25 protein-coding genes and 1 pseudogene are annotated in these 25,813 nt (G+C 43.1%); 9 read left to right on the top strand and 17 right to left on the bottom strand.

The window, feature by feature from the left end:
• Positions 1 to 28: 28 nt before the first annotated feature.
• Together AC5JM2_RS23140 and AC5JM2_RS23135 are read right to left on the bottom strand one after the other, a co-directional pair.
• Positions 29 to 2,257 (bottom strand): glycoside hydrolase family 57 protein, encoded by a 2,229-nt coding sequence (locus AC5JM2_RS23140; RefSeq protein ID WP_495837164.1) that lies wholly within the window; start codon positions 2,255 to 2,257, stop codon positions 29 to 31.
• Between the two features lie 183 nt (positions 2,258 to 2,440).
• Positions 2,441 to 2,671 (bottom strand): NifU family protein, encoded by a 231-nt coding sequence (locus AC5JM2_RS23135; RefSeq protein ID WP_495837163.1) that lies wholly within the window; start codon positions 2,669 to 2,671, stop codon positions 2,441 to 2,443.
• A gap of 258 nt (positions 2,672 to 2,929) precedes the next feature.
• On the opposite strand from AC5JM2_RS23135, the gene AC5JM2_RS23130 reads away from it, so the two are divergent.
• The 3 genes from AC5JM2_RS23130 (at position 2,930) to AC5JM2_RS23120 (ending at position 4,691) form a co-directional block, all read left to right on the top strand.
• Positions 2,930 to 3,961: an aldo/keto reductase gene (locus AC5JM2_RS23130; protein ID WP_495837162.1), complete on the top strand. Its 1,032-nt coding sequence runs from the start codon at positions 2,930 to 2,932 to the stop codon at positions 3,959 to 3,961.
• Positions 3,949 to 4,245 carry a transposase gene (locus AC5JM2_RS23125; RefSeq protein WP_495837161.1) on the top strand — a complete coding sequence of 99 codons (297 nt, stop codon included), beginning with the start codon at positions 3,949 to 3,951 and terminating at the stop codon, positions 4,243 to 4,245. The genes AC5JM2_RS23130 and AC5JM2_RS23125 overlap by 13 nt, the downstream gene beginning before the upstream one ends.
• 107 nt (positions 4,246 to 4,352) lie before the next feature.
• On the top strand, positions 4,353 to 4,691 hold the full coding sequence (locus tag AC5JM2_RS23120; RefSeq protein WP_495837160.1) for a hypothetical protein: 339 nt from the start codon (positions 4,353 to 4,355) through the stop codon (positions 4,689 to 4,691).
• 8 nt (positions 4,692 to 4,699) lie between these two features.
• Here the strand turns inward: AC5JM2_RS23120 and AC5JM2_RS23115 are convergent, their stop codons facing one another.
• A complete protein-coding gene (locus AC5JM2_RS23115; RefSeq protein ID WP_495837159.1) occupies positions 4,700 to 4,933 on the bottom strand; it encodes a hypothetical protein in 234 nt (77 codons plus the stop codon).
• 540 nt (positions 4,934 to 5,473) lie between these two features.
• On the opposite strand from AC5JM2_RS23115, the gene AC5JM2_RS23110 reads away from it, so the two are divergent.
• Positions 5,474 to 6,037 (top strand): Uma2 family endonuclease, encoded by a 564-nt coding sequence (locus tag AC5JM2_RS23110; protein ID WP_495837158.1) that lies wholly within the window; start codon positions 5,474 to 5,476, stop codon positions 6,035 to 6,037.
• Positions 6,038 to 6,080: 43 nt separating this feature from the next.
• Here the strand turns inward: AC5JM2_RS23110 and AC5JM2_RS23105 are convergent, their stop codons facing one another.
• From AC5JM2_RS23105 to AC5JM2_RS23085, 5 genes and pseudogenes are all read right to left on the bottom strand, one after another.
• Positions 6,081 to 6,353, bottom strand: coding sequence for a hypothetical protein (locus AC5JM2_RS23105; protein ID WP_495837232.1), 273 nt, complete (start codon positions 6,351 to 6,353; stop codon positions 6,081 to 6,083).
• A gap of 183 nt (positions 6,354 to 6,536) precedes the next feature.
• On the bottom strand, positions 6,537 to 7,214 hold the full coding sequence (locus AC5JM2_RS23100) for a response regulator (RefSeq protein ID WP_171976506.1): 678 nt from the start codon (positions 7,212 to 7,214) through the stop codon (positions 6,537 to 6,539).
• A gap of 3 nt (positions 7,215 to 7,217) precedes the next feature.
• Entirely contained in the window at positions 7,218 to 8,192 is a 975-nt protein-coding gene (gene era, locus AC5JM2_RS23095) for a GTPase Era (protein ID WP_495837157.1), read from the bottom strand.
• Positions 8,193 to 8,483: 291 nt separating this feature from the next.
• Positions 8,484 to 9,104, bottom strand: a pseudogene (locus AC5JM2_RS23090) (succinylglutamate desuccinylase/aspartoacylase family protein); the annotation flags it as partial.
• Positions 9,105 to 9,194: 90 nt separating this feature from the next.
• Positions 9,195 to 9,833, bottom strand: a complete 639-nt coding sequence (locus AC5JM2_RS23085) for a histidine phosphatase family protein (RefSeq protein ID WP_495837156.1) — start codon at positions 9,831 to 9,833, stop codon at positions 9,195 to 9,197.
• A 290-nt stretch (positions 9,834 to 10,123) separates the two neighbouring features.
• On the opposite strand from AC5JM2_RS23085, the gene AC5JM2_RS23080 reads away from it, so the two are divergent.
• On the top strand, positions 10,124 to 11,521 hold the full coding sequence (locus AC5JM2_RS23080; protein ID WP_495837155.1) for a carotenoid oxygenase family protein: 1,398 nt from the start codon (positions 10,124 to 10,126) through the stop codon (positions 11,519 to 11,521).
• A gap of 122 nt (positions 11,522 to 11,643) precedes the next feature.
• On the opposite strand, the gene AC5JM2_RS23075 is transcribed toward AC5JM2_RS23080, so the two are convergent.
• From AC5JM2_RS23075 to AC5JM2_RS23055, 5 genes are all read right to left on the bottom strand, one after another.
• Positions 11,644 to 11,883, bottom strand: coding sequence for a hypothetical protein (locus AC5JM2_RS23075; RefSeq protein WP_495837154.1), 240 nt, complete (start codon positions 11,881 to 11,883; stop codon positions 11,644 to 11,646).
• A 1,061-nt stretch (positions 11,884 to 12,944) separates the two neighbouring features.
• Positions 12,945 to 13,229 carry a hypothetical protein gene (locus AC5JM2_RS23070; RefSeq protein WP_495837153.1) on the bottom strand — a complete coding sequence of 95 codons (285 nt, stop codon included), beginning with the start codon at positions 13,227 to 13,229 and terminating at the stop codon, positions 12,945 to 12,947.
• A gap of 13 nt (positions 13,230 to 13,242) precedes the next feature.
• Positions 13,243 to 13,929, bottom strand: a complete 687-nt coding sequence (locus AC5JM2_RS23065; RefSeq protein WP_495837152.1) for a hypothetical protein — start codon at positions 13,927 to 13,929, stop codon at positions 13,243 to 13,245.
• A gap of 125 nt (positions 13,930 to 14,054) precedes the next feature.
• On the bottom strand, positions 14,055 to 14,597 hold the full coding sequence (locus tag AC5JM2_RS23060; RefSeq protein WP_495837151.1) for an SH3 domain-containing protein: 543 nt from the start codon (positions 14,595 to 14,597) through the stop codon (positions 14,055 to 14,057).
• Between the two features lie 176 nt (positions 14,598 to 14,773).
• Positions 14,774 to 16,288, bottom strand: a complete 1,515-nt coding sequence (locus tag AC5JM2_RS23055; protein WP_495837150.1) for an AAA family ATPase — start codon at positions 16,286 to 16,288, stop codon at positions 14,774 to 14,776.
• A 346-nt stretch (positions 16,289 to 16,634) separates the two neighbouring features.
• Here AC5JM2_RS23055 and AC5JM2_RS23050 point away from each other — a divergent pair, with 346 nt between their 5' ends.
• Entirely contained in the window at positions 16,635 to 17,093 is a 459-nt protein-coding gene (locus AC5JM2_RS23050; RefSeq protein WP_495837149.1) for a hypothetical protein, read from the top strand.
• A 48-nt stretch (positions 17,094 to 17,141) separates the two neighbouring features.
• A complete protein-coding gene (locus tag AC5JM2_RS23045; RefSeq protein ID WP_495837231.1) occupies positions 17,142 to 19,307 on the top strand; it encodes a tetratricopeptide repeat protein in 2,166 nt (721 codons plus the stop codon).
• A gap of 357 nt (positions 19,308 to 19,664) precedes the next feature.
• Here AC5JM2_RS23045 and AC5JM2_RS23040 read toward each other — a convergent pair whose 3' ends face one another.
• Entirely contained in the window at positions 19,665 to 20,546 is an 882-nt protein-coding gene (locus tag AC5JM2_RS23040) for a succinate--CoA ligase subunit alpha (RefSeq protein WP_495837148.1), read from the bottom strand.
• Positions 20,547 to 20,726: 180 nt separating this feature from the next.
• Complete coding sequence (locus AC5JM2_RS23035; RefSeq protein WP_495837147.1) at positions 20,727 to 21,959, bottom strand: ATP-grasp domain-containing protein; 1,233 nt, start codon at positions 21,957 to 21,959, stop codon at positions 20,727 to 20,729.
• 562 nt (positions 21,960 to 22,521) lie between these two features.
• Between AC5JM2_RS23035 and AC5JM2_RS23030 the strand changes: the two genes are divergently transcribed.
• The gene (locus AC5JM2_RS23030; protein WP_495837146.1) at positions 22,522 to 22,854 is read left to right on the top strand and encodes an ester cyclase; all 333 of its coding nucleotides are present in this window, start codon (positions 22,522 to 22,524) and stop codon (positions 22,852 to 22,854) included.
• A 97-nt stretch (positions 22,855 to 22,951) separates the two neighbouring features.
• Here the strand turns inward: AC5JM2_RS23030 and AC5JM2_RS23025 are convergent, their stop codons facing one another.
• Both AC5JM2_RS23025 and AC5JM2_RS23020 read right to left on the bottom strand, forming a co-directional pair.
• Complete coding sequence (locus tag AC5JM2_RS23025; RefSeq protein WP_495837145.1) at positions 22,952 to 23,209, bottom strand: hypothetical protein; 258 nt, start codon at positions 23,207 to 23,209, stop codon at positions 22,952 to 22,954.
• Positions 23,210 to 23,411: 202 nt separating this feature from the next.
• A complete protein-coding gene (locus AC5JM2_RS23020) occupies positions 23,412 to 24,188 on the bottom strand; it encodes an ABC transporter permease (RefSeq protein WP_495837144.1) in 777 nt (258 codons plus the stop codon).
• A 323-nt stretch (positions 24,189 to 24,511) separates the two neighbouring features.
• Between AC5JM2_RS23020 and AC5JM2_RS23015 the strand changes: the two genes are divergently transcribed.
• The gene (locus tag AC5JM2_RS23015; protein WP_495837143.1) at positions 24,512 to 25,639 is read left to right on the top strand and encodes a DegT/DnrJ/EryC1/StrS family aminotransferase; all 1,128 of its coding nucleotides are present in this window, start codon (positions 24,512 to 24,514) and stop codon (positions 25,637 to 25,639) included.
• The last annotated feature ends 174 nt before the right edge of the window (positions 25,640 to 25,813 follow it).

Genomic DNA, 25,813 nt, shown 5'->3' with positions numbered 1-25,813 from the left:
AGAGGAACCCCTACACCCCTTTTTTTACTCAAGGTACTTCAATCGGAATCAAAGCATTTTCTGGGAGATAATCGCAGAAACGTCCTTCCTCGGAAAGCACCAAAATCAAGCGCAAAGGAAAATCTGGCGAAATTTGCAAATCTGCCCAAGGAACTGCCAATTCCAAACATTTGTTCAAAGCGACTTGAGCACGACTAGCACGCGGATACCATTGATTCTGCTCGCCAGCTTCTTGAAACTGAATCGATTGCGTTAACAAATTAATCTCCAAATGGTGGTGAAACAGATAATTCATTGGAGATGTATCCGGCACTTGTGCTAAGGGAACAGGACTGTTGTGCATCGTTTTGTCAGGATAATACCACAGTAAATTCAATTCTGGTGGCACATCCTTCCCTAGTTGAATCGCTGTTTTGAAATCTAAGCGCAAATAGAAATTCCGGTGGTCCACTCCGTACCAAAGCCGTTGAATAGGACTGCTGTTGTGCATTGTTCCTCGTGCGCCGCCAAGTTCTATGCGTCCGGCTTTGTCCCAGTCTTGCTCATCGCCTTTACCATCTATAATTGGATGAATAAAGCTTTTTGGACGATAATCAGCGCTCGCCTCATGAACTTCTACAGGTTGGCGGAGATACGGTGGTATCGCTTCATTTAACGCCTTGTATATCCCGTACAAATGTTCTCGAAACAACTGGTCAAAAATGGCATCCTGATTTGAGGAATGCCCCGCACCGAACCACCAAAACCAATCAGAACCCTCTGCTGCATACAAAGCTTCCCATGCTTCGGGGTTGTTTTCTTCTGTTGCTTCTGGGTGATTGGCTAAAGTTGTTCTGGCTTGGGTTAAGTAATCCCAAGCACGATTTTTAGCAGGATCGCCGATCCAAGTGGTAAAGCTACCATCTACCCAAGAACCACTGTGCAGTTGCTCTCCTGGGATAGTTGCTGTTGGCGGAAACTGTTCAAGAAATTCTGAAACGGTAACGAGTTTTATACGCTGTTCGTTGCTGAGGCTTTGATACAAAGCGTCTAAGAAAGGTTTGCCATCTTGGGAATAAAATTCCCAGCAGTTTTCACCATCCAAGGCAATCGTTACTAACCAAGGTTGTTCGCTTTGGCTGTTTCTTTGCATTCGGGCGATCGCCTGCAGATGTCCCACAAGATCTGCGGCTGCTTGCTTGGGTGGCATGGAACCATAGGTAAAGCCAATCAAATCTGATAATCTGTGGTCCCGAAAAACAATAGACACGTCACCTGCTGGTGTTTGCAAGCGATATGGTTTGTACAGTAATTCGGGGTTTTGGACATTTCCCGCACCATCGCGGTGGAAAAACTGTTTCAGCGTGCTGCCCAATACTGCTTCATCTGAGCAAATCCACTTAAAGCCTTGATGAATGATATCCGGCAATATCTCGGGGCTAACTGATTGTTCTGAGGGCCACAAACCACGTGGCGTGGTTCCAAATCTATCTATGTATAAATCCCAAGCTTTTTGCAGATGCCGGGGAATGTCTTGAACCCACTGAAACCGAGATTCTGGTAATGTCATATTAGGCACTGCAACACGACCAGAGTTAGTATCGGCTAGTAAAGGCAAGATGGGGTGAGTGTAGGGCGAAATTGTAACTTCTAACTGCCCTGTATTCTGCATTGCCCGATGTTGTGGTATTATCCGGCTAAGAATTTCTCGCTGTTTTGAGTAAATTCGCTGGCGATCGCCCAAAGTAAAATTTCGACCCTGGTTTAACCAACCTGCAATTTCTGGGTCATCCCAAAACATAGGGTCAATCCACGCCAGATTGTGCCAAGCTAACAAATCACTATAATCTTGCTGCTGCCAATTTGTGAAACACCAAGCTTGTCCTTTATCTTGTCTTGTGTTATACAACTCGGCATAACGGGGATGGGGGTCAATCAGATTGTGGTGATTGGCGTCAAAAAAATGCTCTATGATAAATTGTTTGTGCTGGTCAGAAAGTTGCTCAGTTGGTCTGAGGGTAAGTTCCAAATAAGGGTCAAAAGCAGTGCCAGCAATGTAATCTTCAAGCTGCAATATTAGCGATGGTACCAAATTGACTGTTTGGTGCAACCGAGGATAGCGCTCTAAAATCAGTATCAGATCGAGATAGTCCTTTGTACCATGCAAACGCACCCAAGGTAAACGATAATACTGAGAACCAGACTGCGCCTTGGTGGGAGATTTGTACAGCGGCTGATGTTGATGCCAAATGAAGGCGACGTAGAGAGGATGAGACATACCTGTGATCAGTAGATAGAGTGATGGGGAGATAGAGGGAGTGAGTGAGTGAGGGAGTGAGGCAGCGCGAATGACGGCTTTCCCGACCTAGGCGACTGCGAACCCGAAGGGTGAGGGAAAATTCTCCCTCCCTCCTTCCCTCCTTCTTTCCCTCGCTCTTGTTATCCCCCCGTCCTATATTGTCTACATCACTTGCTCCACTTCTGCAATTTCCGGAATCATTTCTTTGAGACGACGTTCAATTCCCATTCTCAAAGTCATAGTGGAACTGGGGCAAGAACCACAAGCACCTTGCAACCGTAGTTTGACGATAGGACCATCAAGTTCTACGACTTCCACATTACCGCCATCAGAGATGAGATAAGGACGCATTTCATCTAAAACGGTTTCGACATTGTCCATTGTAAGTTCCATAGTTGTAGACCTCTTCCCAAAATTTTTATTTTTCAGTGTCGTCAAGACAATCCTAGATCCAATTCCAGCTTGATTGCCTGATTGTCTTTTATCTTGAGTCCGATGTGAATTCTGAGTTGCTACATTTCTACTTCACCACTCCACCAATTGCCAGGTATCATTGCTGTGCTGTTTTCTCTCAACAGTTAGATGCACCGTATTTTGTATCGTGTCACTCTATGAGAACAAATTATGACAATTATTTAGAAACAGAAATTTATGGATATCAGCAGACGAGATTTATTGAAAGTAGCTTCTACCTCAGGTTTGGTTGCAGCAGGGTTGGCAGCTACCGAAGGGTTATTCTCACAAGTACATGCCCAAAATAGACCTACTCAGACCAAAAGCGGCGAAATGATCTACAGAATTTTGGGACGCACCAAAGAAAAAGTATCGCTGATTGGTTTAGGAGGTCACCATATTGGACGACCAAAAGATGAGCAAGAAGGTATCCGCCTCGTCCGAACTGCCATTGATCGTGGTATCAATTTCATGGATAACAGTTGGGACTACCATAACGGAGGAAGCGAAATCCGTATGGGTAAAGCTTTGCGGGACGGTTACCGTCAAAAAGTGTTTCTCATGACAAAGATAGACGGTCGAACAAAACAGGCGGCTACTCAGCAAATTAATGATTCTCTCAAACGTTTGCAAACAGATCGTATTGATTTGCTACAGCATCATGAAATCATTCGCATGGAAGATGCAGACCGCGTGTTTGCTCCCGGTGGTGCAATGGAAGCTGTGCTAGAAGCTCAAAAAGCAGGCAAGATTCGCTACATCGGCTTTACCGGACACAAAGATCCTCTGGTTCACCTGAGAATGCTGGAAGTTGCTGCTCAAAATAACTTTCATTTCGATACAGTGCAGATGCCATTAAATGTGATGGATGCACATTTTAGGAGTTTTGAACAGCAAGTTTTACCCAAACTAGTGAGCAATGGAATCGGTGTGCTGGGTATGAAATCAATGGGCGACCAAAATATTCTCAAGAGCAATACTGTTAAACCCATCGAATGTCTTCACTACGCCATGAACCTGCCAACTTCAACCGTTATTGCAGGTATTGAAAGCATGGAAATTCTAAACCAAGCGTTTGAGGCAGTACGCACATTTAAGCCAATGAGCAACGAACAAGTTAAGGCGTTACTTGATCGCACTCGTTCTGCTGCTGCAAAAGGTCAGTATGAGCTATTTAAGACTACGAATCAATTTGATAGTACAGCTAAGAATCCGGAATGGTTGGGATAATTGCTATTGAGTTACGGGAATGCCGAGAAGTCTTCTTATATGCAATCAAAAAAAGTTTGGACAAATATAACTTCAAACTTTACGCGTTGTGCATCATGTCCAACCACATCCACTACTTGATAGAACCAGCCACTCCAGAAGATTTGCCTAAAATAATGCATTTCCTCAACTGGTACACCGCCATGTGCTTCAACCGGATGCTGAATCGTACAGGGCACTTCTGGGAACAGCGGTATTACTGTGATGGGTTTTCCGGTTACCCACCGATACACAACGAGCGTTAAATACTCTTCGCTATATCCACGGCAATCCCAAAGCCGCCCAAATGCGACGCAGCTTTTTCTACGACAGTAACGAGTAAAGAAAGATCCTAATAATAATTTTTTGACTTTTGACTTTTGACTTTTTACTTCCCGTTAGGGCGTGGCATCCAGCTTTTCTAGGACTGGGTAAAACATTGGATGAATGTGCAAAAAAGTACCGAGGCTTTTGTCAACGACATAAACCAAAAGCAAAACCAGCCTGCAAGTCTAACTGGGATAGTAAGCTGCTGGCTGGTCATAAAATTAGGCGGAATAAAGATAAGCATAAATCTTCACCTGGTCAATTGACACTTTGGGATCTGTGCCAGGTATTGGATCGCCCCGAAGTGGCGGTTGCGGTTGTGGTAGATAAGTTTATCCTATCCAAGCTAATAGAGCGTTTGACGGAAGTTGCATTAATGAGGTAATATCATCACTAGCAGCACCCGTACTGACACCATACACAAGGAACTAGACCCCCTTGGGCTCGTCCCCCTTGTCTATGACCCCCAACTATTCCTCGAATCTCTTCTGGTGTCAACTCTAACTCCTCTAACTCTTCACTTTGTGTCACCTGTTCTTTTGGTAGCTGGCCTGTCAACTCCCGAATGAGTTCAAATGAGTTCAACTCGGAGTCGGTGGTACTAAGGCGGCGGCGTTGAAACATCATCAAAAAAACCTTGTTAAAAAGAATACCTAAGAATCTAGCATAATCTATGTTGGAAAGGGGACTGAGGATTTTAATTAATATTTTCCCAGTCCCCAGTCCCGGAGCGGCGTTTCTCCCACCGCTAAACCGAAGGTTAGCGGGGGACTGCGTGGCCTCACCAGTTGATTTGATAGTAACATTCTGTTCTCAGGGCAAGCCGATGCATTAACAATGTACCGACTTGCGTTTAGATATAGCACTCACTTACGCGCTATTAGGATGAAGGGCGATCGCACATTTTTTATAAGAATTGTCTCTGTAATCGTCTCGGATCGCACGTTGTATAGTTTTTATAAGAATTGTCTCTGTAATCGTCTCGGATCGCACGTTGTATAGTTGTGTAGTTCGTAAAACACAACTTTTTTTGCTGGTAAAGTGTGATTAATCTCGACACCAATACCGCTACGGCACGGAGTACCCGCCAAGGACGCGCCTGTCAAATGAGCTAGCCCGCTGCGTTTTGCTAAACTGAGAACACATCTTCGTACTGATTCAGGAGCCATGAGCGCTACAACTCTCCACTCCCTTACCCTAGAGGAGTTCCTGAAGCTCCCAGAAACCAAGCCAGCCAGTGAATATATTAACGGTGAAATTATTCAAAAGCCAATGCCGAAGGGGAGACACAGCCGCTTGCAAGGTAAACTCTGTGCAGCAGTCAATCAAGTTGCAGAAGACAAGAGGATTGCCTATGCTTTTCCCGAATTACGTTGTAGTTTCGGGGAACGCTCAATTGTACCGGATGTGGCTATATTTCTGTGGAGGCGCATACCATTTCTGATTGATGATGAGGTTCCTGATAACTTTGAACTACCGCCAGATTGGACGATTGAGATTCTCTCGCCAGAACAAAAACCCAACAAAGTGATTGGTAATATTCTTTATTGCTTACAACATGGTAGTCGCCTCGGATGGTTTATTGATCCTGATGACTTGAGTATCTTAGTATTTCTCCGTGAGCAACAGCCTTTATTACTTATGGGAGAGGATTTATTGCCTGTGTTACCAGAAATTGAACTGACATTAACCGTCAATCAAGTTTTTGGATGGCTGAAGATGGGTGGCTAGCGCCATCTTTTACAAAAATCAAATGGAATCATAGGACTAATAATCATTTGGCAATACGCTCTATTGCGCCACCAAAGCTTACAGCAACGTCATAACCAATCCGTATAGTAAACAATCTAGCATTTGGTTTTTGGTGTTTTAACTTTAACGCTGTCTTTACACCAGTTGGATCGATTCCATATTCACCAGTCTCTGCATCAATTACAATCATCTTACCGATATTATCGCCATACTCAACATGTTGACGAATATCGTTTTCGTAAAACTGTTTGGCTCTTAGAGCAACTTCTTCCACACTCCAGAAAATAGATTGCATAACAATTACATTTACTTTTTGTCCTTTAATCATTATTGCAAAGCAAGCATAACTTACTTGCGGCAGAGCCGCTGAAACTGCATTTCCAGGTGGAACCTGGAAACGAGATTTTATATCATGTCCACTTGAATAGGAGATTGCTTCGTTCCACTCGCAATGACATATCGTAAGTTGGATATTTTTTCACACCAACCCAGAACGCAGTGCAACAACTGCAGCTTGCACGCGATCGTCTACAGATAATTTATTCATAATCCCACGCACATGAGTTTTGACAGTATTGGGACTCAAATAAAGCTTTTGTGCAATTTCTGGATTACTTAATCCTTCTACCATCAGTTTCAAAACTTCTAACTCACGCCCAGATAAATTTGCGGCGTTTCCACTGGGGGAAGGAGGTTTGAGATTATCAATGACTCGTCTGGCAACTTGAGGATCGAGGTAGGTTGCACCTTCAACTGCGGCGGCGATCGCACTCAACAGTCGCTCTACACTCGCCCCTTTGATACAATATGCATCTGCACCGCTAGACAACGCCGCAATAATTTCTGTGTCTGTTTGATGCGATGTCAGCATCACAACATGAGTTTCTGGTAATGCTGCTTTAATTTGCTGTGTTGCAGCTATCCCATCCAACCGGGGTAAACCAATATCCATCACCACCAAATCCGGTTTTAATTTTAGTGCTGCTTGCACACCCAAGTAGCCATCTTCTGCTTGTCCGACTATTTCCAACTGGGGATGAGCCATTAATGACTGTTCCAATCCCAGTTGCATCATTGGATCATCTTCTACAATCAAAATGCGCAGCACAGAAATATTAGCTGGTAGATTTAAGCGCAAGGTATTATTTTGAAACATTATTCATTCTTCCACGCGATACCCCAACTCTGCCAAACGTGTCCGAGACTGACGCCATTTTGGTTGCACTTTGACGAACAATTCCAGGTAAACTTTTCCTGCAATCAATTTTTGCATTTGTTCGCGCGCTGCACTACCAATAGCTTTTAACATTGCTCCGCCTTTACCGATGAGAATTCCTTTTTGGGAATCGCGCTCAACGTGTATAGTCGCAAGTATACGGGTAATAGCTGGTGTTTCTTCCACCAAGTCAATGGCGATCGCAACTGAATGGGGTACTTCTTCACGAGTTAAAAGCAAAATCTGTTCTCGAATCAATTCGCCCATAATAAAGCGTTCTGGCTGGTCTGTTACTAAGTCTGGTGGATAATATAATGGTCCTAGTTCTAAGTGTTCAATTAATAATTGTTGCAGTTCAGGTAATCCGACAGCAGTTTTGGCAGAAAATTTTCTTGTTTGCCACTGATGCTCCCTTGCCAATTCGGTGTAACTATTGTCTATTGTCTGGAAATTTGAAGGCTGTTCGTCAATTTTGTTTAAGCCTAAAATCACTGGTGTTGTGCTGTGAGTGAGTAAATCAGCAACATAGCGATCGCCTGTCCCACAATTCGTCGATCCATCCACCACAAACAACACCATATCTACCGACTCAATGGCTAGTTTGGCATTTCTCACCAGCACTTCCCCCAATTGATGATGAGGTTTATGAATTCCTGGCGTATCCACAAAAATCATCTGCGCTTCTGGAGTGGTGAGAATCCCTCGTAACCGATTGCGTGTTGTTTGTGCTACTGGTGATGTAATAGCAATTTTCTGTCCAACTAATTGATTCATTAACGTAGATTTACCGACATTTGGACGACCAATAATGCCGACAAAACCTGATTTATATTCAGGAGGAGCCTGCGGAATTACCACTTCTCCTGAAAGAGAGAAGATATCATTTTGACTACTATTTCCCCCTGGCTCTAGGATCATATTTTAGATTTTGGATGACGTAACTTTTTGTACAAACACAAATCAAATAGAAAACTACCCTGAAATTTCTACTATAGCTGATTTCGCTTACGTACAATCTACTATAGACGTTACATTTCAAAATCTATATATCCCGTTGTATATCTGATTGAGACGAAAACCGCTATAATTAGTTAATCTTATTTTAATTTACTTGTCTATCACCGCCCACTATTTCAATTCGCCTTTTTAATCAATTAGCCTTTTTAAAGAGAGTTGCTGATTTTAAATACAAACTGAAGTCACAAGACACTATTCAATAATTCCAAGCACAAACTCACCTTCGTTAACCGCCTGATTGCTTGAGATATCATAAACAAATCCATCTTGTTCTGCATTCACATCAATCACACTAGGTAACTGACCCTCTTTATTAAAAGTTAACATTTGATAAATTCGTCCTCCAGCTTTCACGCAACTCCCCAACTCTACTCTTGATTGAATCATTCCACCTGTTGAGGCATAATACTTTCTCATTTGATTTGTGAGTTTAACATTCATGTTATGAGATTCGCTTTCTTTGACAGGAAATCCAGAAATTCGCAAAACCCCTTTCTGTGCTAAATAGTTTTTCACACCTCGAAGACCTTTCTCAACTGACACTGGATTCATTTGCATTCCTGTACCAAGTTCGAGTGTCCAAGCTTCCAAATCAAACTTAATTTCTTTACCAAGCTGTTGGAAGCAATTTTCCAAGGCTAGCCAAGGTTGGATAAAGGCTTTGTCAAAACCATCTTCATCACATATTTTAAATAGAATTCCAAATTCAAGTAAGAAATATTTTGCACTTTCTTCTTGATTTCGGAATAAATAAAGGTAGTTTAATCCTTGAGAGGTATGACTGTGTAAGTCAATCAAATAATCTGCATCTATCAAAGGTTTTCTCTTCTACAATACTGGCTTCCGAGTCATATATCATTCCTCAGGAATTGCTGAATTCTGAATTCTGAGTTCTTTCTTTAGTTAAGTTCCTGGTAAATTACGCAACTGCTCATCGAGATGAATACGGTCAGCTAATGCTTTAAGTAAAGGACCATGTGAGCCAAATTCTACAATACTTACTGAACCTACAGGGCATCCCAAACGATAACGAAAGCGCCCGACATCAATTCCCAATAAACTGCACAGCATAATTCTAATGGTTGCTTTGTGGGAAACAATTAAGACATTGCCACTGGTGTAACGATGCTTGACTTCTTCAATAACCTGGGTAGCACGAGATGCTATGGCGATCGCCATCTCCCCTTCAGTCGGCGCATACCAAGCCGGATCTGCTAACCAGCGAATATAATCGTCATGAAACTCCAGATTCACCGTCTCTGGTGTTTTGCCTTCCCATTTGCCATAGTTAATTTCCTTTAAGCCATCCCGCAATTCTGGTTGCATCCCGATTGCGTCACATAAGGGTTTTGCCGTCGCTATGGTTCGTCCCATTGGACTGCAAAAAATTGCCGTCCAAGGTGTAGAACTGTATGCAGTAGCAAAAGCTTTTGCCATCTCCAAACCATCTGTCGTAAGTTCTGGATCTAGCGAACCACAGAAAAAATTACTACGGCTGTATTCTGTCTGTCCGTGACGGAGGAAATAAAGAGTTAAACTCATGCTTTACAATACCAGTTGGGATTTTAGATTGGTCATTAGTCATTAGTCACTAGTTAGGAGTCATTAGTCAAGAGTCAATAATAAGGGGTGTAAGGGTGTAAGGGTGTAGGGGTGTAGGGGAAGAGGGGCTTGAAATTCGGTCATTTGTTTGTCTCCACACCAGTTCGTACTGATATCCCTACAAAATTATTCTCTGTTTCTAGTCCCTGTGATTGTTATCTATATTAGAGGCTATGGCTAAGATAACGAAGTGCCGATAAGATATTCTATTTGTGCTTGGGACAGGAATTATGGCAATAACACAAGTCAACCCTTTTCTCGATGGTAACTTTGCGCCAGTGCGCGAGGAAATTTCCACAAACTCCCTAAAAGTCATAGGTGAACTACCTCGTGACTTATCAGGAATGTTCGTGCGCAATGGTCCTAATCCCCAATGGAAACCCATTGGGGAGTACCATTGGTTTGATGGGGATGGAATGTTGCATGGAGTGCGAATTATTAACGGTAAAGCTGCGTATCGCAACCGCTATGTGCGCACAAAAGCATGGAAAATTGAGAACGAAGCAGGTAAAGCTGTCTGGAGTGGGTTACTAGAACCGCCACAAATGGACAATCCTCACGGACCAAGCAAGAATACAGCTAATACTGCTCTTGTGTGGCATGCAGGTCAACTTTTGGCCTTGTGGGAAGGAGGTGCGCCTCACGCTATCAAACTTCCTGAGTTAAGGACTCTGGGTGAACATACTTACAATGGTAAACTTGTCTCAGCCGTGACTGCTCATCCCAAAGTAGATCCAGTAACGGGTGAGATGATGTTTTTTGGTTACGGCTTCACACCGCCGTATCTGCAATACAGTGTGGTTTCACCACAAGGCGAACTTTTGCAGACGGAACCTATTGACATACCAGCAGCCGTGATGATGCATGACTTTGCCATCACTGAAGACTACACAATTTTTATGGATTTGCCGCTGACTTTTAATATGGAAAGGCAAAAACGCGGTGAACCTATGCTGAAGTTTGAGCACGACAAACCGAGTCGCTTTGGTATTGTTCCACGTTATGGCAATAACAGTAACATTATATGGTTTGAGACTCCCGCTTGCTACATCTTCCACACTCTCAACGCTTATGAGGAAGGAGATGAGGTAGTTTTGATTGCTTGTCGGATGAATTCCACCAATGTCTCGGGTTTGCAAGACTCACAACCCGATTCACAAGCAGATATCCCTCGTTTGTATCGCTGGCGATTTAACCTGAAAACGGGCAAAGTCAGGGAAGAAATGCTAGATGATGTCCCCTCTGAATTTCCCCGTGTCAATGAGAATTGGTTGGGGCAAAAAACGCGATACGGCTACACTGCGAAAATGGCGAAAAGTTCCATGCCTGTGTTCAATGGTTTAATTAAGTATGACTTGAACAGTGGCAAGTCCGAAACCCATGAATTTGGAAAAGGACGTTATGGTGGTGAAGCTGTGTTTGCACCACGTCCTAATGCAAAAGCAGAAGATGATGGCTGGCTTGTGACTTATGTTTACGACACCGTAGAGGAAAGTTCTGAACTCGTGGTAGTTAGTGCTCAGGATATCACAGGTGAAGCAGTGGCACGAGTGATTCTTCCTCAACGTGTACCTTATGGGTTCCACGGTGCTTGGGTTTCTGAGGAACAGTTGAAAAAACGTGTGTAAATTTGTATTCGATACTGCCTCCCCAACGCAGTGGCGAACTTCGTTCCACTCCGCTAACGGGAACCTGAACGCTCTTATCCTGCGACGGGAAACCCGTCTATGTCCTGCGGACACGCTAGTCCCTAAGAGGGACGCTGCGCAAATGCTATCAGCACTGCTAAGGGCGGACAGGTGCGCGACTGTCGGGAAACCTTTCGGGAACGCCAGTCGCCTGCGGAGGAGCCAGTGCGGTCTTGGGGTTTCACGCCAGGTGCTTCAAGCGGGGGAACCCCGCCAACGCACTGGCTCCCCAAGTGGAGCATCTGGCGTTGGAAATCCTCCTGCAGCACTGGTTTCACCGCCCACGGCACTTTTCTCCGCAACGCACTGGCTCTTTTTAAGGAGAGGGGATAAGGGTGAGGTTTCGCGAGTACGATAAGTATACCTACAAGCACAAGACATTAACCCCGTCAACAAAGGTGCACTGCCTGGGTTATTGCTTCTTGGATTTTCATCTCTTATAAAGCAAAAGAAAGTGACCTTCACGAACCTAAAAAACCAAAAACGAACAGTGAAGGTCACTCAATGAATTAGATCCATGCACCCGAGCTAGATTTGTGCATCCCAGATATATAGTTTTATATACGAAATGGCTAATTTGTGTTAGGGGTTCATCCCCCTCAGTGCGATCTGCCACTATGCAGAACGCGAAGCGATGCTCCGTAAGCGTAGCGTGTTCGGAGGACTCAGGGAGCCTTCATGTGGCGATCGCCATCGCCTTCATCTTCTCCGCACAACACAACTGCATAAGTTAATTTCCTCAGCATCTAATTATATATAAGCAAAAAGATGCACATTATCCCTTGCCAATTCTGGTGAGGGATTTTTTTTGATGCCAAGCCTAAAGCCTGCCAGGATTCCGTATTGCCCTGGTTCTTTTCTGCTTCAGTATATTCGCAAAAAATATTGAGTCCGATTTTGACGATATATAAAACAATAATAGTGGCGTTAAGCGTTTGCGTTCGCGTAGCGTGTCCCCTTGGGACTCAGCGCGCCCTATGCCTGCGGCACGGCTACGCCTATCGGCGCTAGCTCTGCCGTTTGCGCAGCGCCCCTTTTAGGAGTTAGGCAATCGCTGGATCAATTGGCAATCCATGTGCACCTGCTATACCGACAAGCGAGACAAACGGAGGCTCTGCCTCCTAATCATTATATTGAGGCAGAGCCTCAAATTATACATCCCTTGCCAGAGACAAGGAACGAGAACTCAGATTTTGCACGATAACTTTCGTCCGCCAAGAAATTTATTTCTTGGCGGACGAAAGTTCAAGTCCGTTAAAACGGACTGAAAAACTTACCCAGTCCGTTTTAACGGACTTCGGTTATTAGCCTTGAACTTGAGTTCAAGGCGTACTATCAGTGAAGCACGAGATCTCCAGGACTTTCACAAGTTATGTTTCTCTTTTAAATACTCCCACTTAGCCTGATCTGGATCAAAGTCAGGTGGAACGGGAGGAGCATTTTCAAATAAACCCTCAAATGCTTTCACTCTTGACTTTCTCTTAGGTGTTTCTGGTTGTGACTCGGTTTCTGGAACTGTGGAATGAGCAGCCGTTTCAACTGCCTGCAAGACAATCACTTCCACATCTCCGGCTGGAATTTGAACGGGTTCGGTAATCACTAAGTTACCTGCTGTATCGACTTTCCCCTTGAGTTTGTAAGCTTGCATAATACTTCTCCTATCACTCTGCTTCTAGAGTATCCCGCGCTGCCCAAATTACCTCGCACAACGATTCTGGACACTCCACACCCGTTTCCTTCCACCAAATAGCATCAAATTGGCTTTCTCCTAATTGCTTGAGCATTCGTGCTAAATCATCGATATCTGAGTCAATCCGCTCTTCATTCACGAGCAAAATATTCAGCTTGTCGCTGGGTAGCTCACCCATTTCTGCTCTGACAGCGTATTCGCTGAGACTACGAGACATTCCTGCAAGTGAAGGTGCGAGAAATTGGCGATCGCGAAGCGGCTCCTCCGGAGCATCGCTCACCGAATAAAGCAACTCCCAAGGCAAATTCAGCACTTGAGGATTATCAGAAGTCACAACAAGTTCACACTTATCCAGCCCATCAAAAGTAGCAGCTTGAAAAAATTGCCGCGTCTGCTCGCTAGTTCTAAACACCAGCTCAAATAACTGCTCTCCCCATGTTTGCAATTTTTGCTCAATCTTGGCTGCGTTGTCTGGATATATACCATAGGGAAAGCTGAGATACTCTTCCAAATACCAGCGTAAATCTGTTAACGCCTGCTTCTCAAAAGGATGCTGAAATGCTACCGCTGGTGCAGAGCGAGGCGCAGCTTGTCCGCGTTGCCAAAAAAGTTGAATCGAATTTGCCTCATGATGAATTCGCAAACAATTTTTCGCCATATCTGCCCCACTCGCCATGTTTACATCAATACTTTATTTATTGATGACTTCACGTAGAAGCAGAGATTTTCCGGATATGCTCCATTTCTAAAGTAGTGTTATTTTTTGTCTATTTTCGTAAACTCTTATTGTTCTTCCTTTTTTTGTTCTTTCTGGGGCGAATCGTTTTCGTCAACTTTTTGGGTGTTACCTGCTTTTACCCAACCTTCTTGTTTACCAGCTTCTTTTTCGTCACCTTCAGCGCGAATTTTTTGCCAGACTTTATCTTGGCTTTCTTGCAAAACGATAACTTTTGAATTAAACCCAACCCCACCAATACGTTCAGCTTCTTGCTTTGGTTCTCCTCGCAAAATTAAGCCTTGCTTCCAAGTGATACGCGCATGGTAAGCTCCGGGTGGTAATGATTTAGCAGATGGGGTAGGCTTGGGGGTTGGTTTGGCTGAGGCTTTAGGTTTAACCGCAACCGTAGAAGCTTCTTTGGTTCCTTTAGGTACAGCTTTTGGATTTTCCCCTTTCACAGAGGGGCTATCATTAATATAAATGGGTTTTGGGGGGATTATAGTAGTTCGATTTATGACATACAAAGCAGTCGCAAATCCGCCCCCAGCTAAAATAGCGATCGCCAATAAAATCCCAAGTGTGTATTTCAGTACGTTCACAATCACCATAGTCACAACCTCACATTACAAATTTTGAATTATATAGCAGGGAACGCTTAACAGGGAACAGGGAGAAGGGAGAAAGGAGCAGGGAGCAGGGAGCAGGGAGAAGGGAAAACTGGTAACTGCTATAAATTATGAATTATGAAATTTTTGATTGTTCATAATTCATAACTGCGAACTTATTATTGCGGCTGGCGTTGAATGCGATCGCTTAAAGGACTATGCTTAGAAGCCAAACGCGCCCTACCAGCAGCCGCCCATTCTTGCAGTTTCTGAATTTGTTCGACGGCAGTTCGTGCTAGTGGTATAATCTGACTGGCAGATTCTAAAACATCATCGGTGGTAAAGTCCCGATTTTGGCTAAATCCGATGTGCATCGCTTCAATCAAGGTTTGCTCAATTTCTGCGCCCGAAAAATCGGGTGTTTCGTAAGCTAATCTGTCAATATCGTAATTTTTTAAGTTATGGGCGCGCAGTCGAGATAAGTGTACATTAAAAATGGCTTTTCTTTCTTCTTGGCTGGGTAAACCAACAAAGAAAATCTCATCCAAGCGTCCTTTTCGTAACATTTCTGGTGGTAGCGCTTGAATGTCGTTCGCAGTCGCAACAACAAACACGGGTGAGGTTTTCTCGGCTAACCAGGTAATAAATGTACCAAAAACACGGCTCGTGGTTCCCGCATCACCTTTGCTACCAAGTCCGGAAAAGGCTTTGTCAATCTCATCGATCCACAAAACGCAAGGTGCAAGGGCTTCGGCAACTTGTATCATTTGTCGCGTGCGAGATTCCGACTCACCCACCAAACCGCCAAACAATCTTCCCACATCCAGACGCAACAAAGGTAAATGCCAGTGATGAGCGATCGCCTTTGCAGTTAACGATTTCCCAGTTCCCTGAATTCCCACCAACATTAAACCACGGGGATGCGGTAAACCATATTGTCGCGCCCTTTCGGTAAATGCGCCACCCCGACGCAAAAGCCAATCTTTGAGGTTATCTAGTCCGCCAATATCAGAAATTTGCTCTGTGGCTGGGTAAAAGTCGAGGATTTGGGTTTGGCGAATCGTTTGGCGCTTTTCTTCCAAAACCAAGTCTACATCTTGTGGTTGCAATTCTCCGTGAGTGGCGATCGCTCTTGCTAAAACCCGACGAATGCGTTCCATCGAGAGTCCTTGACAGGAGCGCACCAAATCATCTAAGACTTTAGTAGGAAGAGAATGACCAGTTGCAGCTAATAAGCGTTCGACTTCTATTTTAATTTCGGCTGCTGCGGGTAAGGGAAATTCCAGAACTGTGAGAACTTCTGTTAAGTCATCAGGAATCGAAATTCTTGGGGATAGTAAGACGATATTTTTTGGCTGAGACTTGAGGAGTCGAGCGAAGTTGCGGAGTTTGCGGGCGATCGCCACATCTTCTAAAAAGCGATGGTAATCTCGTAAAATAAACACTGCTGGCGCAGAAGCCGGGAGTTTTTCCACCAATTCCAAAGCTTGTAGAGGGTTACGCCGACCAAATCCCGCATCATTCGGATTACCTTGGTAACCATCCACAAAATCCCAAGTATACACTGGACGACTACCCTGATTCGCGGCTTCTTCCCGGATAGCGCTTTCAACTCGTTCCTCTTCGTATGTTGGGATGTAAATCAGAGGGTAGCGGGCGCGTAGCAACAGTTTAAATTCGTCACGAAAGCTCATAAGTAGATGTTAGGAGTTTGTTGTTAGTTCTTTCTCTCATTGTTAAGGGTTGTCATGCGTCTAACAAGTTTTTCAATCAGGGAACGCTTAACAGTGAACAGTGAACAGTGAGTCCAGTGCTGCAGGAGGGTTTCCCTCCGTAAGCATCTGGCGAACCCGAAGGGTGAAGAAGCGGTGGACGAGTCCGTTTCCTACCTGATAACTGATAACTGATAACTGGTAACTGCTAACTGAGTTGTGTTGCTTTAAGATTAGAGATGAATACAAGAACCGAAATTTTACTGATAATTAGAATATAATATTGTATTAAAAAATATAGCTATAAAAAATTAAGGAACTTACAGATATGACTAATCCTGTAACCTTTTCAGCAGCGCTTGTAATAGCAAAACTTGCTTGTGGTAAGTTTTTTGAGTCAAGTGTAGGCAAACTGGGGGAGAAATTTACGGAGGCTGCACTCAAGAAAATTGATGAGTTATATCGAATTATTCGTGAGAAACTCAGTGTAAATAGGAATACAGCTAGCACTTTGACTGCGATTGAGCAAGGTAAGGAAGAAGAACTACAAGGACTTGCAGTCTATTTGCGCGACACGATGAACGCTGATCAGGAGTTTGCTGATCAAGTCCAAGTGTTAGCGCGAGAAATTCATGCTGGAAAAATTCAAGACAATAGCCAGATGCTGATGAATATTGATGGTACAAACAACACTGGTAATCAAACCAAGAATGACGTCACAAATCAAGGCGGCACAAATTACATAGGTGTTAATACTATAAATAATAGTTACTACCAGCAACCCTGACTACAGTCGTCCGAGTGGCAGTGGACAAAGTTAAATGCCCCTAATACTATTATTGATCAGCGCCGCCCCGATACCAGCCACTGGCAGGGACGGACAGAGGAACTTGCCAAATTGCAGGCGTGGCTGGAAGAAAGTCAGGTACGTTTGATAGGTGTCATCGCGGCGGGAGGCTTTGGTAAATCGGCACTGATTGCTAAACTGATTGTTAAAATATCTGATCCAGTTGAAGAGTTTGCGGAAAAAGTCTGGACAACTTTTAGCCAAGCTTACCCCTTTGCAGTTTGGGGACGTTGGTTGCTGGATAAATTTGGTCAGGTTGCGCCTGAGAAAGATGATGATCTTATTATTGCTCTTTGTAACGCTCTCCAGTCAAAGCGGTATTTGTTGGTACTGGATAACCTCGAAACCTTACTGCAAGCTAATGGACAATGGAAGGATGAAGCTTATCACCAGTTTTTGTTGCGCTGGTTGAGTTCCGAGAGTCGCAGTATTATTCTAGTCACTAGCCGAGAGCAACCTGCTTTGCCTGACAACACAATAAATCAAAGCCGATGGCAACGACTAGATGGACTTTCTATTGATGCAGGGGTGAGGTTACTGCAAGAACTAGAAATACAGGGCGATGATTCACAATTGAGCCAATTTGTCAACCAAGCAGGTGGACATCCTTTATTACTCAAGTTGGCGGCTGGGTTACTGCATGCAGCAGATGAGGCAGATATCAGTGAATGGAAACACAATATATTTCAAGTTCTTGGTTTGCATCGAGACGATCCAGAAGCAAACATTGCAAAAATTCTGGATGCGAGTATAAACCGCCTAACCCCCAATTTACAAAACCTATTATTTAATCTCAGCGTGTATCGTCTTGCTTTTGACCGAGAGGCAGCAACTGTTATGTTATCAGAACAAGAGGTGACAGAAGCAGAACTGCATCAATTGACAAAGCGTTCTCTTTTGCAGGAGAAGAAACAACAAGGAATTTGGAAATTTCAGTTTCAGCCGTTAATTCAAGGCTACTTGCAGCAGAAGGGAGAAAATCAGACACAAGCACATCAAAAAGCAATTGCTTATTACGAACAACGCCGCAAACCTCAGCTTTTACCCAGCGATAAACTCGAAGCAGTCGCAGAATATCTAGAGATTTTTCATCATAACTGTGAAACTGGGCAGTATTTACAAGCTTTAAACATAATTGAACACCAAACTAACCCCGATGATCGATATAGCAGTTGTGACAAATTACTACAACTGCGGGGTTATAATGCTGTGCGCTTAACTCTTTACGAACGCTTGTTACAGAAATGGAAACCAGAAAATCAACAAGAGGTATTGTCTTTTGTTAATGCGTGTAAGGTTTATGGCGATGTTTTGCAATTCCTTGATCGTCGTGAGGAAGCATTACAAAACTACCAACAAGCTTTAGAATTTTACCGCGAGATTGGCGTTCGCCTTGGTGAGGCGAATACCTTAAAAGCGATTGGCGATGTTTTGCAATTCCTTGCTCGTCGTGAGGAAGCATTACAAAACTACCAACAAGCATTAGGATTTTACCGCGAGATTGGCGATCGCCTTGGTGAAGCCAATACTTTAACAGCCATAGGCGATGTTTTGCAATTCCTGCATCGTCGTGAGGAAGCATTACAAAACTACCAACAAGCATTAGGATTTTACCGCGAGATTGGCGATCGCCTTGGTGAAGCCAATACTTTAACAGCCATAGGCGATGTTTTGCAATTCCTTGATCGTCGTGAGGAAGCATTACAAAACTACCAACAAGCATTAGTATTTTACCGCGAGATTGGCGCTCGCCTTGGTGAAGCGAACATACTCCAAGAGTTTGGCAAATTACAAGATGAACCAGCCCAAGGACTACAATATCTCCAACAGGCTCAAAACCTTTACATTCAAATTGGCGATATCTACAGCCAAAGCCGCAACCTTCTATTTCTCGCTGATGTTCATGTAGTTGTGGGAAACAAAGACGCCGCGCTTGACTCCTTGCATCAAGCTGCTGAACTCGCTGCTTCCATTAACTATGAACCGCTTATTGAATACACTCAAACTAAGATAGCCAAAATTAACTCTGTTTCCCTCTCCTCTAATAAACAGAAGTTAAAAATGTGGTTTCAGCGAGGTTGGGTTAAGCTTGCTTTCTTCTTCTTTTTTGGCTTAATGATCTTTCTTTGTCTGTGGTTGCTGCTGCACCACTAATACTGCTGAGAAAGTGGGTTCGTCTGCGCACACCTTTTCCATCATCTATATAATATCGTGTCAACTCGTAAAAAGTCAACCGGAAAATAAGTACTAATGCAAAATTAAATACACATTTGTCATTGCGAATGGAGCGAAGCGAAATGAAGCAATCGCAAGGCTTTGGAGATTGCTTCGCTACATTTCATTTCGTATGCCCTCCGGGCACGCTACGCTAACGCAATGACATAAATAATTTTGCGTAACCACTTAAAAAAAATCGATGACCAAAGGCGTAGACGCGGGGCTACTTATCGCAAGAACTACTAAAGTGCGATTTCTTGGTTGAGCAATTGACTTTTGATAGATTGACAATAACTATCTCATCGCCTTCTTTACCAATTCTGGTATCTGAGAAGGACGTTCTGCAACTGGAACTCTGGCAAAGGAAAAGGCAGCTAATTTGTTTTTTGCTGTGCCAAAATCGGGATCGCGTCCGATGACAGCCGCCAAAGTTCCAGTTTGACGCCAATGTTTTGCGGGAGGTGCTTCTCTACCTGCAACATAAGCAACAACTGGTTTATCAATTGCTTCGGCAATATATCGTGCTGCTGCTTCTTCGCGATCGCCACCGGGTTGTCCAACCAAAACTATTGCCTTTGTGGCTTCATCTTCATCCAATATTTGCAGCCATTGCAGAAAAGACGAACCAACGATCGCATCACTTCCAATGCTGACACTCATCGACTGTCCCAAACCAGCATCAGTTAATTCCCTAGCTATTTCGTAGGTGAGAGTCGTGCTTCGACTTAGTATTCCTACTTTACCTTCAGTATAAAATTCACTAGGTTGAGTTCCTAAAAGGATTTTTCCCGGTATGATAATTCCAGGACTATTTGGTCCTACTATCAGGGTTTCTTTTGCTTCGGCTTTACGAAGTAGTTGTACCATATCCAACGGTGGTACGCCAGGGGAGATGATGATGATTTGGCGGATATTAGATGCGATGGCTTCTAGTGCTGCATCTAGAACTTGGTAAGGATGTACGCAGATAATTGTAGTATCAATAACTCCAAATTTATCCACGACTTCCTCTACAAGGTCGAAGACTGGCAGACTGTAGATTTGTTGTCCACCCCATCCAGGATTAACCCCAGCGACCAAATTTGTACCATTGGCTTTCATTTGAGCAACATGATTTGCTGTAATGTACTCAGAAAAGCCTTGGATTAACACTTTGCTGTATGGTGTTAAATTCATACTATAGAATTTGTGAAATTACTTGTATTAACACAGGGAAGAAACAGGGAACAGTGAACAGTGAACAGTGAACAGTAAACAGGGAACAATTGATCACTGGTAACTGGTAACTGGTAACTGATAACTGATAACTGTACCAAGCTTCGCAAAAATCAAACAGTAGTCCTATAGGTGAATTAGTTAAAACCTTCTATGTGCTGTTGATTTAGCCAAACGGATTGCTTCTGCTACGCCCTCATCTAAATTTTCGACTACCGTTATCGACGTATCAGTTGGAGTTTTCAGTGCGGCTATATCAATTCTTGCTGTATCGAACTCAGAACCAGCAAGACGGACGACTAAGCGGGGAAAATTGTTCTCTCGACGTTTACCGCCATTTGACTTAGCCATCAATAGTTGAGCTTCACTCATACTATTTTCTACAAACTCGCCAATGACTTGAGAAACTTCGCTACCTTGAGAAATGCTACCTAAGAAATTAATGAGTATTACCTGAATACTTTTATCAGTAGCTATGTTTTTTAAAGCTTTTTCCAAGCGACTCTTAAAGGTAGTTGGTGAGGCATCAGTAACAGACGCATGGCGAAGGTTCAAACATACCCCAGGCTTCCCACCACTATTAACCACCAAGTCTAAAGTTGCCATTACCAATCCAGCACCATTGCCCAAAATGGCAATTTTACCGTGCATTTCTACTACATCCCAGTTGCCCAAATTCCTGATTGTATCGCTACTGGTATAAGGATTTACCATTGCTTGTGCCATATCAGCGATATTTGGATGGCGACCAATTGCTCGTTCGTTAACGCTGACGTTACCATTAAGCGCCATAACTTGACCAGAGGCACTTACACCTAAAGGATTGATTTCCACCAAGTCCAAGTCTTTTTCTACAAATAAGTGGTACATCTTCTCAACAACAGTGCTCACTGACTGTATCAATGCACCTTGCAAGCCCATTTTCAACGCTAGTTGTCGAGCATAAAATGGGGAAAACTCTTGTTCAACAACGACGTAGTGCATTTTTTCATCTGCTGATTCCCAATCTATGTCCTCTGCTTCAGTACAACCTAAAAGTATAGGACGGCAGACAGCTGTATCCAAGACCACAGCAAGATAAAATTCTTGTTCAGTTTCGTACTTAGTTTCTGCCAGTAACACTTCTGGCAATTGTCCTAAAATTGGCAAATTAAAGATACTTCGTGCTGCGGCGATCGCATCAATTGTCGTTCCTACAAACCTGACTCCACCTACTTTTGCTCGTTCCACCGCATTGACTTGAGATTTCAGAACAATTGGGTAGCGAATTTTTAAACGTTTTAAATCCGTGGGATGGTCAATTCGTTGCGAAGGCAATACAGGAATGCCTATGTTCGCAAACCATTCTTTCACTTGGTATTCTAATAAATCCATTGACACAGACCTTTTTGCCACATCATAAAGGTGGCTGCAGTGCTGTCCAAAACATTCACGCTGCCCCCTAATTGCAGGATAAAGCTTTTTTTGACTAGAAATCTTTCTATTTTTTTATCAATTTTATTTAGTTTCTTAAATCGATAAGATACATTTATTGATTTTTATCATAAATTAGTTTTTTACTAAAATATAACATCATTACTTACCTCTGTAATTTTGCTAAAATTTTTCCACACATTCTGTAACAATAGAAACTTTTAATTTTTTTACATTTCTTATAAGTCAGTAATCTTGTTGTTCATCAATGATTTAGGATTTCTATAGTACGTATAATAACAAATATATTTGTTAATACATTGATACAAATGTACAAGGTAAAGTCTGTGCAAGCAGAAAAATCGGTTATGGTAGCTATAAAATTAGTCAAATCCCAAAAGGAAACTTACAATAGTCACATAACTAGTCATGTCAGCACAACAAAACAAAGAAATCGCCCTACAATTCTGTGAACAGACATGGGGAAAGGGAAATTTGGCTGTAGTAGACGAACTTGCTAGCGATGACTTCAAGGTTTACTACCCAATACTTCCACAGAACACTTGATTGTGAGGGTTTTAAATCATGGGTCGCTGACATTCACACTGGTTTCCCCAATCTACAGTTTACAATTACAGATGCAATTGCTGAAGGGGACAAGGTTGCGATCAGCTGGACTGCTCAAGGCACTCATAAGGGAGAGATAAAGGTTCTAAACCTCCCTCCAACAGAAAAGTCAGTATCGTGGACAGGAATTATAATTTACCGCATTGTCGAAGGCAAAATCACCGAAGAGCTAGAGCAAGAAGATGCTTTGGGTGTTCTTCAGCAACTCGGTTTAATACCAAAGCTGTAGCTTTGGTTATCTCATACAGCGCAAGACAAAAATAGACCCCGTCTAGCAGATCCTAAACGGGGTTTTTTGTTATTTTGAATAGTATGCATGAGATGAGCTAAATAGCCAGAAATAAATCTACCCCGAATAATAAAATCTTGCGCAAAGTAGCTATTGAGTAGTGTTGCACGAGTAAAGAGGATACCGCAAGTTCCTTTGCTAGGCATTCCGTGATTCCCAAACTAATTTCCTGCGTTATTACTTGCAATACTAATGCTAGTAGCACCGTTAATGCTACGGCAGCTTTAGCAATGTACCGGTGATTTTTGGCATCAGGTTGAGAATGAGTCTCTTTTTCAACCATCAGAGGTTCCATAGTTTTTACCGATTATATGTAGATGACCCAAAGTGTTGTGAATACAAGATTAAATTTATCCTAGCGATAAAAAATAAATAAGGGTCTCTTTCTTATGACTGATTAGAATATACATCGCTAGGTACACACAAGTAAGTCAACTAAGCTCGAAACTACTGCCCAAACATCCAAGTGAGAATGCAATTTGGTATAAGTTACGCCTTTATCTCACCAGCTGGGCGGTGGAATTAAAATATTGACGACATATTCCCCGAGTGACTAACAATATTGTCAGCAAATTGGCAAAAGCAACCATAAACATAATCAAAATTTGGTAAGATGCAGCTTCGCGAGCATTAATGCCACTGAGTAACTGACCAGTGATAATTCCTGGTAGCGTCACCATAGCAATAATCATCATCTGATTAAGAGTAGGAATCAATCCAGCGCGAACAGCATCTTTACGATATTGTGCGATCGCCTGTTGTGGAGTTGCACCCAAGCTTAAATGAGTTTCTATTTCTAAGTGAGTTGCATTCATAATACTAACAAGACGTTCTCCAGCCAGCGCAGCGGCGTTCATTGCATTACCTAATACTATTCCTCCTAGAGAAATCACATACTGTGGCTCAAACCATCGGTCTGGTTGAAGAATCAGTACATTAGTATAAACCAGTGTTATGGTTGTACTGAGCAAAATTGATCCCCACACCAAGGGCAACATCTGCGGTATTTTTTGAGTAATACGATTTCGTGCGACAATTGCTGAAATCGTCAGCATAACTGCTAATATCGCCAAAACTGCCCAAGGATTATCTAAAGCAAAGATGAACTCCAAAACATATCCCAATACGGCTAATTGTAGGAAAGTTCTGCCTGTTGCGAGGGCTAAATTGAACTCTAATCCTATTCGTTCCCACGCGGATAAAGCTATGGCTGCGCCCATCAATCCAACAGCAAAAGCCAAATCGACGAAATCTAGCTTGATCAGCTCCTGCATTGGTTTTCTACCTCTTGTACATATACGTTATAAGGTATAGATTACAGGTTACAGGTAATAGGTTGCACTATGCGTGCTCAGTCCTTTATTCCCTGTTCCTCTAAAAGTACTCACCGGGAACTTTCATATTCGGTATTGATTCTTGGTGGATATACAATTCCTTGCACCCTAGAAGATAGTAACCTTTTTGAAAAAAAACTTCCGTGAAAACTCTTAAATAATGTGAATTTGAGGAAGAAGACTTTCACGAGCTTTTTGATTCAAAACGATCAGGGGCACCAAATCTAACGTCAGTATCTATCTTGAAGTTAAGATAAAATCTCATGGTTCAAAGTCTAAATCATTCCGTACCAGCTTTTGATATTAAGCAACAATACACCATTATAGAAGCAGAAGTCAGCGCAGCTGTTTTAGAGGTTCTTGCTTCTGGTCGTTATATTGGCGGTCCTATAGTAGCAGGCTTTGAGCAACAGTTCGCCACATATATTGGTGTCACTGAATGTGTAACATGCAACTCAGGTACTGATGCTCTTTTCTTAGCACTTAAAGCTTTAAACATTGGTGCAGGCGATGAAGTGATTACGACACCATTTACTTTTATCGCCACTGCTGAGGTTATCAGTGCTGTGGGTGCGAAACCAGTGTTTGTTGATATCGATGCGACTACGTTTAATCTAGATGTAAACCAAGTCGCAGCTGCAATCACGCGCCAAACCAAAGCAGTTATCCCAGTTAACTTGTTTGGTCAACCTGTGGATATGGCTGCATTGATGAATGTAGCAAAAGCACACAATTTAGTCGTAATAGAAGATTGTGCTCAGTCTACAGGGGCAAACTGGGTCGGGCAAAAGGTAGGAAGTATTGGACACATCGGTTGCTTTAGTTTTTACCCTACCAAAAATCTCGGTGCGTGCGGTGACGGCGGAGCAATCACAACTAACGATCCCGAAATCGCAGCCCGGTTACGATTCTTAAAAGAGCACGGTCAAAAAAATCGATATCATTGTGAGGAAATTGGTGTCAACAGCCGTTTGGATGCTATGCAAGCGGCTATTCTTCAAATTAAGCTGCGATATCTAGATTTTTGGAATAATCAGCGGCGGCAAGTTGCTATTCGTTATCACCAGTACCTAAATCAAATTCCTGGTCTGATTGTACCCCAAGAATTGGCTGGAGGTATGGGAGTTTGGAATCAGTACACCATTCGCGTACAAGACAACAAAAGGGACTCGATTCAGAGTTTATTGCAAGAGCGGGGTGTAAACACAATGATTTACTATCCCCGCCCTTTACACTTACAGCCAGTTTATGAAAATCTGGGATACAAAGAGGGACAATTACCAGTAGCTGAACAAGCTAGCCAGGAAGTTTTATCCTTGCCCATGTTCCCAGAATTATCAGAAGAACAGCAAAATCACGTGATTTATAGCCTCAAGGATTGTTTGGCGTAGAGGGGGTGAGGGGGTGAAGCGCGTTTGCGCAGCGCCCCCCTCCGGGGCGCTTCGTGCCGTAGGCTGGGAGTGAGAAAGTAAGAGATTTTCCCTCCTTCGCTCCCTCCCTCTTTAGCTCCTTGGCTTCCCACTTCCTCATCGCGTAACTTCAACGCGATGCTCCTTTAGAAGCCG

The sequence above is a fragment of the Brasilonema angustatum genome (assembly GCF_059505445.1).
This window is presented reverse-complemented; position numbering and strand designations above follow the sequence as displayed.